This is a genomic window from Bartonella sp. AP72JLCBS, assembly GCF_042195705.1.
GTDB lineage: Bacteria > Pseudomonadota > Alphaproteobacteria > Rhizobiales > Rhizobiaceae > Bartonella.
In genome coordinates this window covers 208,056-222,098 of sequence record NZ_JBHIOU010000002.1, presented here as the reverse complement: position 1 = coordinate 222,098, position 14,043 = coordinate 208,056, and the positions used below count along the sequence as shown (strand labels likewise).

Genomic DNA, 14,043 nt, shown 5'->3' with positions numbered 1-14,043 from the left:
TTGTATCTCTTAGCATTTTATACAAATTTAATAGCTGCTATCAGAAAATGGTACAGTTCTATCACTCTATTTATAGAACCGACATTGTAAAAAAGAGATAAAAACCATGACTCATGGCAAAAGGAGATTTTGTCGATTAATACAGCCCACCTGTCCCACTTTCAAGTGCTTTGTTGACTTGTGGAGAAGTCGTTACTGCAGGAACACCTTCTTGAAAAGAATTTGTACTCCCAATAACTTGATATATATCAGCAGGCCCAGTCCCTGGTTTAAATGCTTCTATAATGACATCTTGATCTCCTCTTTCGGCAAGCATTCCTGTTTTCCGATTAATTGGCATTAAAATCATACCTTTTGGCATCTTAAAGGGAACATCTGGCTTCCCTTTAAGAGCATCTGCCATAAAATCACCAAAAATAGGTGCAGCTAATGAACTTCCTGTTCCATTATATCCTAACGGAGCTGGTTGATCATAACCGACAAAAATACCAACGACAATGTCAGGAGTAAATCCCATAAACCAGACATCCTTAGAGTCATTGGTTGTTCCTGTTTTAGCAGCAATATGTCGATTAAGATAACGTAAACGTGCCGCAGTACCACGCTGAACAACCCCTTCCATCATCGATGTAATTTGATAAGCCGTCATAGGGTCAAGAACTTGATCTCGCTCATCAATCAATGTGGGTTCACTTTGATTATTCCATGAATTCGTATTACAATTTTCGCAAATACGATCATCATGACGATAAATTGTCTTCCCATAACGATCTTGAATTCTGTCTATCAGAGAAGGTTTAATAGAGCGTCCGCCATTGGCAATAACGGAATAAGCTGTAACCATTCGTAATACTGTTGTTTCGCCAGCCCCTAAAGCCATGGGAAGATAAGGCTGCAATTTATCTACGATCCCAAAGCGTTCTGCATATTCAGCGACAAGAGGCATTCCCATATCATTGGCAAGCCGTATTGTCATAAGATTACGAGAACGCTCAATACCATAACGCAACGTTGAAGGTCCTGCAAAGGTACCCCCATAATTTTTGGGTTGCCAAACTTCACCATTATATTGACGAACTTCAATGGGGCCATCTAAAACAACGGATGCTGGTGTATATCCGTTATCAAGAGCTGCTGCATAAACAAAAGGCTTAAAAGCAGACCCCGGTTGGCGGTAAGCTTGGGTTGCACGATTGAATTCAGATGCTGCAAAAGAAAATCCTCCCACCATAGCAAGAACGCGCCCTGTATGAGGTTCCATAGCAACAATTGCACCTTCAACCTTTGGAATTTGTTGTAAACGATAAGTGTTGTTTGTATTGGATAGTTTTTCAACAAAAATGACATCCCCAACTTGCAGAACATGAGATAAGCTCTGAACAGTTTTTCGATAACCATTCTCTTTTACAACATGGAGTGCCCATTTTGAATCAGCTTCAGATAAAACAGCAATTTCCCGTTTTTTTGATAATATACCTGAAGCTTCGCGCTGTGGCTGTAAACCAATCTCTACTTTGTTGGGATTAGTAGAAAGAACAACAGCTAAACGCCATTCAGGAACATCACTTAGCCCTGTGATATCTGCAAGTTCTGTCCCCCAATCACCTTTCTCATCAATATGCGCATAAGCTCCACGCCATCCTTGCGCATGATCAAATCTAATTAATCCATCGTGCAAAGCACGTCGCGCAATAAGTTGTAAATGCGGATCAAGCGTTGTACGAATGGAAAGCCCACCTTCATAAAGTGTTTTAGCCCCATAGCGATGTATTAAACGACGCCGTACTTCTTCAGTAAAATAATCAGCCGCAAAAACATAGCTATCACTCCCACGTATTGTCGCTCCTAAAGGTTTAGCTTTCGCTTTTTCACCTTGTTCACGCGTTACATATCCATTTGCAATCATCCGGTCTATAACCCAATTACGCCGATCAATAGCACGCTGTGTATTCTTAAATGGATCATAATTTGCTGGTCCTTTTGGAAGAGCAGCCAAATAAGCACATTGTTCTAGCGTCAGGTCATTGACGGATTTATTGAAATAGGTCAATGAAGCAGCAGCTATGCCATAAGTGCCACGACCCAGATAAATTTCATTGAGATAAAGTTCGAGAATATGATCTTTTGAATAAGTTTTCTCAATACGCATTGCTAAAATAGCTTCCTTAAATTTACGTTCTAACGTTGTTTCTGAACTTAAAAGGAAGTTTTTAGCGACTTGTTGCGTTATAGTTGATGCACCCTCTGGACGTCTTCCAGAACCAATATTACGAATATTATTGATCAAAGCTCGAGAAAGTCCTTCAGGATCTAAACCAAAATGATGATAAAAGTTTTTGTCTTCAGCTGAAATGAAAGCATTTATAACAAGCTTTGGTATTGATTGAATCGGTAAATAGAGGCGATGTTTTGTTGCAAACTCTGCCATAAGACGGCCATCAGAAGCATGGACACGGGTCATTACCGGCGGCTCATAAAGTGAAAGAACTTCATAATCAGGGAGTGCATTTGCTTGACCACTGGTCATAACACCCCACGTTATTGCACCATAAAGTCCAATAGCAATAAAAAAACGAAGAAGATATCTTAAAAAAATCATCATAAAAACGGCTATCGCTTTCTTAAGAATTAATTAAAGAAAAAATACGTTACTTCAAACACACCAAGTGGATATCACCACAAGATTGAGATCAAGAGAAATTGTTTTCTATCTTTTATTTATACCAGGGTACACTAGAAGCCCATATTGATACTCTATTTTCTCATAAATTTAAAGAGGCTGTATCATTTTCTGCCTATAATCAGCAAATTGACGAATAGAATGAGCAATAGAGGCTGCCATTTGTTTTCTCCAATGAGGATCATTTAATAACTTTTCATCCTCTTTATTGGATAAATAACCTATCTCTATCAAGACTGAGGGTATATCTGAAGCTCTTAAAACTTGAAAATTAGCATACCGATGTGGGTTATTAATCAAGTTAATATGATTCTTTGATAAACTTGAAATAACACTATTTGCAAAATTAACCGAAAATGTATGTGTTTCACGTCGTGTAAGATCCATCAAAATATCTGTAACTTCGAGCGTTTCATCTGCAGGCAAACCATCAAGCAAATCAACTTTATTTTCATTTTCAGCTAAAGATTTTGCAATGGCATCAGAGGCTTTATCTGATATGGTATACACTGTGGCACCGCGAAGAGAATGTAGATCAATCGTATCTGCGTGAATAGATATAAAAAGATCAGCATCAAACTCTTGCGCTTTTTTAACTCTTTCACTTAGTCTTAAAAAAATATTGGAATCTCGTGTTAAAGCAACGGTAATATGAGAATCCTTTTGTAATTCGTCTCGCAATGCACGCGCAAAGTCTAAAGTCACATCTTTTTCTAAAATTCCAGTAACACCCCGTGCACCGCCATCAATACCACCATGACCAGGATCAAGAACAACACGGAAATTATATGCTGGCATTAACTGTGTTTTTGTATCAAAATTGCTTCTTTGCTGTTTTTTTAATATCTCATCAAATTTTTCTTGTGTACTTTTACGAATATCAATCAGCAACTGCCATAAACCATTATTTAATTTTTTTACGACATTTTTTTCAACCACAAAAGCCGTTTTACTTGTCAAAATAATGCGTGAAGTCTGTATGTCAGAGAAAGCATAACGCACATCTGAAAGCATAACGGATAATGTATTCCGTTTCTTTAAAGGCGTATTTTGCATCGAAAAGTCAATTGTAGGTAAATTGATAACCAAACGTGCGGGCCTGTCAAAAATCTGTAAACGAACATTTGGTTTTGAATTAAAAACCGCAATAATACGCGTATGAATACTATCACCAATGGTTCGAAAATTAATAAGTCTCAGAGGATCTGCGGCTTGAACACTAGTTTGGAGTAGCAAAAAAGATAATAAAAAGTATGTGACGAGCACAATAACATCCCCATAAGCTGTTTTCAGCTTTTTGGTAAAAAAAACTCTTATCATAAGCAAAATACTCTACATTACCTTTGTAATAATTTATCTTGGTTACATAAAACGATACACCAATTTATTATCTATTTTTCAATAAAAGCTAAATAAACACCTCAAAACGAAATTAAGGTCATAAAGATATTATAATTATACATGATTTACATTGTTACTTGCCAAACGCATGATATCAACATAAAAGAATATTTATGCTTCCTAGCTGATAATAGTCATCTAAATTATCTGTAACTCATATTAAGTTGTCTTTAGAAGTTTTTTGTCTATTATGCGTTGAGACTTTTTTATGGATGAAAAATTTCTATGTTGTAACATTAGGATTGCATTACTTAAGATTCGTTGGTTCGGATATCCGAACTGTTTTAAAGATTATTTTACCGGAGACTTTTAAGAAAATATGAGTCATAAAAAACAGATGGAAATAATGATGAGAAATGGTGTAAATGCAGTCATGCCTTTGCACGTGGTGTTTCGTCCTGTTTTTCTGGTACCTCCCTTTTATGGCAGACAGCCTTTTATGTTTACGAATAGTTATGGCATTCGTTTGAATAAAATTGTGCATGTCGCCTTCAGGATATTAACTTATGTCAAACAAAATGCTTATAGATGCCTCCCATCCGGAGGAAACACGTGTTGTTGTTGTTCACGGCAACAAAATTGAAGAACTTGATTTTGAATCAGAACATAGAAAACAGCTCAAGGGGAATATTTATCTCGCACGTATTACGCGTGTAGAACCGTCTCTCCAAGCGGCTTTTGTTGAATATGGTGGAAACCGACATGGTTTTTTAACATTTTCTGAAATTCATCCTGATTATTATCAAATTCCTATTGCTGATCGCCTTGCTCTTCTTGAAGAAGAAGAAAAAGAAGCTGTAGGAGAAAATTCTGTAGATACCTTTACGGAAGAAGCAACTAAAAATAAAAAACGCTCCAGAAGAACAAAAAAAAGTGAAAAAAACAATGTTATAGCAGCCGATATTGAAAATGATATCACATCTGAAGCGATAATAATTGATAATACAGAAGAAGCATTAAATGCCAATATCTCTTATGATGAGATTGAAATGGTCGGTGCTGAGGACATCCGTGAAGAGCTCCCGATTTATCAAAGAAAACAAGGGCGCCAGTATAAAATTCAAGAAGTCATTAAACGACGTCAAATTTTGTTGGTACAAGTTATCAAAGAAGAGCGTGGTAATAAAGGTGCTGCCCTTACAACATATCTATCTCTAGCTGGTCGTTACTCTGTTCTAATGCCCAACACAGCACGTGGTGGTGGTATTTCACGAAAAATTACGAACGTACAAGACCGTAAGCGTCTTAAAGAAATCGTAAAAGAATTAGCCGTTCCAAAAGGTATGGGCGTTATCTTACGAACCGCTGGTGCCAATAGAACAAAAGCTGAAATTAAACGTGATTATGAATATCTTATGCGGTTATGGGATACTATTCGCACTTTGACACTCGAGTCAACGGCACCATGCCTTGTCCATGAAGAAAGCAATCTCATCAAGCGTTCTATACGAGATCTTTATAATAAGAACATTAGTGAAATTCTTGTCTCTGGAGACCAAGGATATCGTGAAGCGAAAGACTTTATGCGTATGCTCATGCCAAGTCATGCAAAAGTTGTGCAACCTTACCGTGATCCTACGCCCATTTTTGCAAGAAATAATATTGAAATTCAACTTGATAAAATGTTGCAACCACAGGTTTCTTTAAAATCTGGTGGTTATCTTGTTATTAATCAAACAGAAGCACTTGTTGCTATTGACGTAAATTCTGGCCGCTCTACGAAAGAATTCTCTGTCGAAAAGACAGCCTTACAAACTAACCTTGAAGCTGCTGAAGAAGTAGCGCGTCAATTACGCTTGCGTGACCTTGCTGGTTTAATTGTGATTGATTTTATTGATATGCTTGAAGAACGCAATGTGAAGCTGGTCGAAAAAAAATTAAAAGATTGTTTAAAAAACGATCGTGCTCGTATTCAAGTAGGTCATATTTCACACTTCGGCCTTTTAGAAATGAGTCGTCAACGTATTCGCATATCGGTTTTAGAAAGTACGACACAGCCCTGCCCACATTGCGCAGGAACAGGAAATATACGTTCTGAATCATCAATTGCGTTACATGTCATGCGCTCAATTGAAGAATATCTTCTTCATAATTCGCAACATAATATTATCGTGCGCACCCCCGTAGCAACAGCGCTTTATGTATTAAATCATAAACGCAATATTCTTGTTAATTTAGAAGCTCGCTTTAAACTTAATATTAGTATTGAAGCAGATGATAGTATTGGAACACAACATCTTGTTATTTCTAAAGGCTCAATAGCAGAGAGAATTTCTCAATCTTCATTGGAAGATGACAATAAGCAAGAAATTGAAGATTCTGTTTTCATAAAAAGTGAATCTATTGAAAATCCTTCTCCCATTGAAACAAACCAAAAGCGTCGGCGCAAAAATCGTCACGGTGAAATTACTGATCATTCTCTCTCCAACGTTCATAAAAAAGAAGATACCTTAAATGATGATTCTTATCGTCGAGGACGTCGTCGAGGACGTCGTGGTGGTCGACGCAATCAAGATAATAATTTTCATCAGATTCGCGTTCCTTATGCAGAACCAGTAGGAGATTTTGCTAAGCAAGCTTTAGCAGAAATTAAAGCAGCGCATCGCAAACGTCGTGTTTCACCTGTTAAATCTTTTGAACTTGAAGAAACAAAAAATAATACACAAGCTCTAGATATACAACAACAGAGTGAATCTGAAAAAAATGATACAAGTATTAAACCTAAAAAACGTAAAACACGTTCTTCAAAAGTAGTAGAAAATCAACTTTCTTTAGAGAATGATCAAAATATTGCAGAACAAAAATCTCTTGAAGAAAAACCTACAACCAGTCCGGTGCGTAAAACTAAAACAAAAAAAGCAGACAAAGCTATTCATGAGGTAGAAGATAAAGCTCTTGAAAAGAGTAAAAAATCAACACGTGGAACACGTAAAAAATCATCTTCTAAAGAGACAACGCAAATACAAAAAATATTAGAGCAAGAAACTGTAATCGAGATGGAGAAAGTTATCGAAACCTCTCCTTCCCAAATTGAAGAAACAATTAATCAACCCGTTGTTATTTCATCAACGCCTAATGATTCTTCCAAAACTGAACGTATTGGTTGGTGGAAACGCAGAATTCTTTCGAAAAATTAAGGATTAAAAAAACCGCCACAGAAAACTGTGGCGGTTCAAATAAACAATTATAGAAAACGTTTTGACCAACTTTTATGGTGTGGTTTTATTACTTTTGTTTCGCTTTTTCTTGCTCAGCCCGCATACGCTCTTCAATTTCTTTTTGCTTTGATTGAATAGCTTGCTGCAGCTTTATTTGTTCTTGTTGGAAATCTTTTTCCTCCATACCAGGACCGGTATAGGCTGCTGTAAACCCATTAAGAGAAAATTCAATAGGATTAGCTGAACCACGAAAATTAACTGTGGTTACAACCATTTTTGTACCACTTTTCATAGCTGCTATAAGCTTATCATCTAAGACATCATTAGCAATACAACTTGGTCCATTACAAATAATATAAGGAATTTTTTTAGAGAACTCGTCACCAATTTTAATGTGAACACCTTCTGGCAAAAAACGACCTGTAGGTACTTGAATACCTATACGTTTCTCATTTTGCTTCCCTTTTATTTCAACAAGATTAAAAGCCGTTAAAGGTTGTCCCGTATTCGATAATACAGTATTCATTGTATTACAAATATCAACATCATGCTGCTTACTGCAAACTTTGTACCAACCTTGTGATAAAGTTTGCGCATTTGCAGAAATACCAGCTATAAGAAAAAGGGCAGCGGCTCCAACTAATACTGAAACAGCAGAATAAACATTTTTATGCGACATGATTAAGTTAATCCTTTCAACGCGCTCTTAAGTAACTTCAAAAAAATATTAAATATAATTCCAACTTAATTTATTAAATTATAATGAAATAACAATTAATTTTACTATTTTTACTTCAATATAAAAAAATTACTTCAATATAAAAAAAAAAGTCAAATTTAGAGAAAAAATACGACGAGCCATTCTAATTTTTATACACTCATATCATTTCCCCTCTTCATCACATTGGTATTTGATGCAATCTATCCATAAAACACCTCTGTGCATTTAAACTAAGATTACACAAACGAATCAATATTGCAATATTAATTAAAATAAACTCTGATACTACTCTAAAAAATTTACTAATTAAAATTTTTACATTTATTACTCTTCATGTTAAGCTTATAGAACCTTAGCAACAGGTGTTGTAATGCATGAAGCTCCAAAATATCAGATAAATTTTACTGTTTTCCTTATGTGCCTCGTGTGATACACAAAAACAAAATCATCTACGATATTATTGAAACATTTAATGAATTAAAACCACTGATTGTCTAAAATTTCTGCATAATTGTAAGAGAGCTTTTTGCTAATGAACAATTTTCTGCCCTTGTTTACAAAATAATGGTGATACGCTTTTGTAATAAAAATTTTATATTCCATAGCGTTTAACTAAACAGTTTAGTTTAAAAATACGCTACTAAAGAAGTGCTTTTTTCTTAATTAAACAACACATTTTCTTAGGGAGAAAATCTATAACTGCTGAAAATATTTTATTTATAATAAACTTTCTTAAAATATAATAACATATTAATTTATAATAATAATTTATCTTTTTTCTATTTCTATATTGTATGAAAGATCCTAATAGCGCAAACCTCTCTTATATTGAATCAATAAAATTTATCCACTTGTACATCACAAGCGGAGTTAGTTTTATAGATAAAACTACTGAACAAAGGACCCCCCCTATGAATCATCTCACGTGCCCAAAGCCATAATAAATTTATGCTCATATATTATACATCTATTATTGCATCTCTGTACAAATATCATCTCTCAGCTTTATAACGTGAATAAAAAATGTAGCTTTTATCAATTTATTTTAAGTTATTTCTTAAATAAAGAATCTACTAAAATGATAAATTCTTTTCATCTTTCACAATATCAAAGATATAAATCGTTAATGATTTAAGTTTTAAGAAAAAAATGAATTAAAAATATCATTTTGTTTCTCTATATAACACAACTTAGAACTATAAAATATTTCTCTTATCGTATTAATGAAACAAGATTTATGATATGAGATGTATCGTCATTAAAATAATTAAACAGATAAAAATAAAAAACTACAAGCACAAAAAATTATGCATAAAAAGAAAACATAAAAAAGATATATGATTTTATTATTTAATAATATATTAAATCTTATATGATAAGAACAATAGATAATATCTTATGTGCATAAAATTACTTTATTATAAATAATAATTAAAAACAAAAAATTAAAATATATTTTAACTATTATTTAGTATATAATATTAATTTCTCTGTATTTATATGAGTAAATTTTTAATTGAATAATTCTTCAACATGAAAACGTATACGATCTATAATATTCTTTTTCTTGTTTGGAAGCATTATATTATGTACTTCTTTAATGGTATTACAAAGCTTAGGTGCACTTTTTACAAACCAATTATCTTCTGTAAGACTATTTTTTATATCGTCAAATATTTGTTTTTCATAACTATAAGAGCCATCTGTTAATAATTCTTTAATATCCCTGACTAAACTAGGACTTATTGAATTATTTGCGCCTTTAGCCCAACTAAAATCTTTATCTTTCCAATCAAAATCTTTGCGCAAAATAGCACCTATATCACTTTGCAATATATCCGCTAACGTATTGCAAGCAATAATAAATATGAGATAATTTTTCATTATCTCATCATCACCTCCACTTTTCTCATTCATTCCCCATTCATTAAACGTTTGAGTTTTTTTTAAATAATCTTTTGCTTTAATCAACTTTTCTTCATACTCCCCTACTTCATACTCTCTCGCTATATGTATTCTAGAGATAATTTTTTGTTTTTTTTCAGCTAGATCCTGTAATTTCGAACCAAGATTATAATATTCATCCTTCAGAGTTTTCAGTTTTTTATATAACTTATTCCGTTCCTGTAAACGCTCATAGTATTCTGCTTTAGAAATATTTTTTTTCCAAATATCCAAATGAGATATACTTTCTTCAATAAATTGTATGCTCTCTTTAATATTCTTTCTTTTGTTTTTTAAATGTTGGTATTGTTCATCAGAAGATAACTCAGCATAAGCGTTTTTTACGCCATATATTAAAGTGAGTAACAAAAAAAACGATAGTTAGACACTTTTGTAATGAAGAAAGCATGCTATCTTTACCTAAATTCTTTCTAAAAAATTTACAGGAGCTTATTAGCTTATTATATTGAAAGTGCTATTTAATGCGGTTAAACCGTCTAATCTATTTCCTTCATTGTATCAATACGTATATAATAAAAACAAAATAAATATATAATGGCTCTTTATTATAAACTTAAATTTTATTCAGAATGATTTTATAAAAATGAGTAACAGTTCTGAAACAATAAAGAAATTTTTTAAACAGAATGTTATTCTGCCATTTCGACAAGCTGTGTCATAATATTCGCTGCTCCAACAAGCCTTTCATCCGCTGAGGACCAATCACGAATAAGAGCAATACTTTGATCTGGTCGAATTTTTGCCATTGAACCTTGTTTTCCCACCCACTGAACAAGAGCAACACTATTTGCGAAATAGTTATTACGAAACTGTATGACAATCCCCTTTGGTCCAACATCTAATTTCTCTACATGTGCTTTTCGACACAATGTTTTAATATGAAAGACTTTAAGAAGATGTTGAACCTCAAGGGGCAAAGGACCAAAGCGATCAATTAACTCCGCTGCAAATTCATCAATTTGTTCTAAACCATCAAGTTCTGTTAAACGACGATAAAGTCCCATACGTAATGATAAGTCAGGCACGAAACTTTCTGGTATCATCACTGTTGTACCAAGGGAAATTTGAGGTGACCATTGCTTATCTTCATTTAGCTCTCCATCTTTTAATTCAGCAACAGCTTCTTCAAGCATTTTTTGATAGAGTTCAAATCCAACTTCTTTGATATGCCCCGATTGCTCTTCACCTAAAAAATTGCCTGAACCGCGGATATCCATGTCATGGCTTGCCAATTGAAAACCGGCCCCTAAGGTGTCAAGAGATTGTAACACTTTAAGACGGCGATCAGCAGCAGTTGTTAAAACTTTACCAGCAGGAAATGTAAAGAGAGCATACGCACGTTGTTTTGAACGTCCTACCCTACCACGTAACTGATAAAGGGCAGAAAGACCAAACATCTCAGCACGATGCACAATTAGGGTATTGGCTGTTGGAATATCAAGACCTGATTCAATAATGGTTGTTGAGAGCAGCACATCATATTGTCCATCATAAAATGCATTCATGATATCATCAAGTTGTCCAGCCGGCATTTGTCCATGAGCCACAACGAATTTCAGTTCTGGCACATGTGTTTTGAGATATTCTTCTACAAAAGCCAGATCAGAAATACGAGGACAAACATAGAAACTTTGTCCACCACGATAATATTCTCGAAGCAGGGTCTCTCGTATAACAAGTGCATCAAAGGGTGAAATAAAAGTACGAACCGCCATTCTATCAATGGGGGGGGTTGTTATCAATGAAAGTTCACGTACACCCGATAAAGCTAACCCTAAAGTGCGTGGTATGGGAGTTGCTGAAAGTGTGAGAACATGAATATCACTTTTAAGCTCTTTTAAACGCTCTTTGTGTTTGACACCAAAATGCTGTTCCTCATCAATGATAAGAAGACCTAACCGTAAAAAATTAACTGCACCACTTAATAATGCATGGGTTCCAATGACAATATCGATTGTACCATCTGAAACACCTTTTTTTACTCGTGCAAGTTCTTTCGCTTTTACAAGCCTCGAAGCATGTCCAATTTTAACCGGTAATCCTTGAAAACGCGAAATAAATGTTTTGTAATGTTGACGTGAAAGCAAAGTTGTCGGTACAACAACAGCAACCTGATATCCATTTAATGCTGCAACAAAAGCACTTCGAATGGCTACTTCAGTTTTTCCAAAACCAACATCACCGCATATCAAGCGATCCATCGGCTTGCCTGAGGCTAGATCGTCCAAAACAGCATCAATTGCATTCATTTGATCTTCCGTTTCTTCATAGGGAAAGCAAGCAACAAACTCATCAAATGGTCCAATTGGTGGAAGTAAAGCAGGCGCAGCACGAGTCATACGCTCTGCAGCTATACGGATTAATTGCCCTGCCATTTCCAATAAATGTTTTTTAAGCCGAGCTTTACGTGCTTGCCAAGCAACACCTCCTAACTTATCTAAAGTTACCTCTGTTCCTTCTGAGCCATAACGTGAGAGAAGCTCAATATTTTCAACAGGTAAAAAGAGTAAATCACCTCCAGCATATCTAATTTCAAGGCAGTCTCGTAAAATTCCAGTGGTTCTGATGGTTTTAAGACCAACAAATTGGCCAATACCGTGGTCGATATGCACAATAATATCACCAGAATTTAAAGCAGAAATTTCAGAAATAAAATTTGTATTATTCTTACGCCGCTTTGGCGATCTTATAAAACGATCGCCAAGGATATCTTGCTCTGCTATAATAGCCAAATCTTCAGCCACAAAACCATGTTCTATCATGATAACAGCTGCTAATATGCGATCCCGAGGTGTTGCTTTGACAGTTTGCAAAGATTTTGCAACATCTATTTTTTTCAATCCATGCTCATCGAGAACTTGTAACAAACGATTGAGAGATCCTTCACTCCAACACGCTAAAAGCACTTTTTTACCAGCAGTGCGTAAAGATGCGATATGATCAATAACACTTGAAAAAACATTTTTTTCCTGCGCATTACGCTCTTTTACAAAATCATATCCTTGTTTAACATTGGTGTGAATAACAGTTTGTTCCAAACTTTGTGGAACATTAAAAGGAGAAAAATCAATACGCTGTGAAGATTGTTGCGCACCTTCCAAAACACGCTCTGGCGTTAAATAAAAAAGACTAGGATCTATTGGATGATAAGAAGTAGAATTTTTTTCATCACTTTCGCGCTCTTTGCGCGCATTATAATAGTCTTCAATAAGACGATAGCGCTCAATGAAGACTTCTTCTATGAGATGCTCAAAAACTATCGGTAAGTTGCCACAATGATCAAAAAAGCTATCAAGGTTTTCATAAAAAAATGGAAGCCAATGTTCCATACCGGCAAAACGCCGACCTTGAGAAATTGCTTCATAAAGCATGTTATTTTTTTGTGACACACCAAATGTACGGGTATAATTGCTTTTAAAACGACTGATGCGTTCTGGTGTAAGAACAACCTCACTCATTGCCTGTAATAAAAGTTCAGTTTTTTGGCCTGTTGTCCTTTGACTTTCTGGATCAAATACGCGGATACTTTCTAGGGTATCTCCAAAAAAATCAAGGCGTAAAGGTTCAACATCCATCGGAGAAAAGATATCAAGTATTCCTCCTCTTACAGCAAACTCACCAACATCACGGACAACCGTAACGCGTTCAAAACCATTGGTTTCTAGAAATTGAATAAGATTTCCCATGTTATTGCGCTGGCCAACACGTGCGTGAATAAGCTGAGCTTCTATCATTTCACGAGGAGGCAACTTTTGCATAATTGCATTTGCTGTTGTTAATATAATTGCAGAATATGGATCTTTCCGTAAATTTGCTATGTGTGCCAATGTTGATAGTCGACGTGCCATAACAGCAATTCCTGGTGATACGCGATCATAAGGCAAACAATCCCATGCAGGAAATTGAAGTACGGGTAAATTGGGTTCAATAAAATTTAAAACTTGTTGTAAATGCGCAATTTTTGTTCCGTCACGGACAACATAGATGAGCGGTTTACCTTGTGCAATTTCTGAACTTAATTTAGCAAGCGCAAAGGCTTCAAATCCATCAGTAACGCTATCTAAAATCATACGAACAGAATTATTTTTGGGAATAACAATTTTTTTAAATATAGGCAT

The 14,043-nt window shown here is 34.9% G+C and carries 6 protein-coding genes; 1 reads left to right on the top strand and 5 read right to left on the bottom strand.

Going from position 1 to position 14,043, the window contains the following annotated elements; all coding sequences use genetic code 11:
- Positions 1–136: 136 nt before the first annotated feature.
- Both ACFILO_RS02220 and ACFILO_RS02215 read right to left on the bottom strand, forming a co-directional pair.
- Complete coding sequence (locus tag ACFILO_RS02220; protein WP_375613444.1) at positions 137–2,602, bottom strand: penicillin-binding protein 1A; 2,466 nt, start codon at positions 2,600–2,602, stop codon at positions 137–139.
- 168 nt (positions 2,603–2,770) lie between these two features.
- Positions 2,771–4,000, bottom strand: a complete 1,230-nt coding sequence (locus ACFILO_RS02215) for an N-acetylmuramoyl-L-alanine amidase (RefSeq protein ID WP_375628086.1) — start codon at positions 3,998–4,000, stop codon at positions 2,771–2,773.
- Positions 4,001–4,587: 587 nt separating this feature from the next.
- On the opposite strand from ACFILO_RS02215, the gene ACFILO_RS02210 reads away from it, so the two are divergent.
- The gene (locus ACFILO_RS02210) at positions 4,588–7,218 is read left to right on the top strand and encodes a ribonuclease E/G (protein WP_375672024.1); all 2,631 of its coding nucleotides are present in this window, start codon (positions 4,588–4,590) and stop codon (positions 7,216–7,218) included.
- 88 nt (positions 7,219–7,306) lie between these two features.
- Here the strand turns inward: ACFILO_RS02210 and ACFILO_RS02205 are convergent, their stop codons facing one another.
- The 3 genes from ACFILO_RS02205 to mfd form a co-directional block, all read right to left on the bottom strand.
- On the bottom strand, positions 7,307–7,918 hold the full coding sequence (locus ACFILO_RS02205; RefSeq protein ID WP_273791265.1) for an invasion associated locus B family protein: 612 nt from the start codon (positions 7,916–7,918) through the stop codon (positions 7,307–7,309).
- A 1,554-nt stretch (positions 7,919–9,472) separates the two neighbouring features.
- Positions 9,473–10,273: a hypothetical protein gene (locus ACFILO_RS02200; protein WP_375677767.1), complete on the bottom strand. Its 801-nt coding sequence runs from the start codon at positions 10,271–10,273 to the stop codon at positions 9,473–9,475.
- A 281-nt stretch (positions 10,274–10,554) separates the two neighbouring features.
- Positions 10,555–14,043 carry a transcription-repair coupling factor gene (gene mfd, locus ACFILO_RS02195; RefSeq protein WP_375677766.1) on the bottom strand — a complete coding sequence of 1,163 codons (3,489 nt, stop codon included), beginning with the start codon at positions 14,041–14,043 and terminating at the stop codon, positions 10,555–10,557.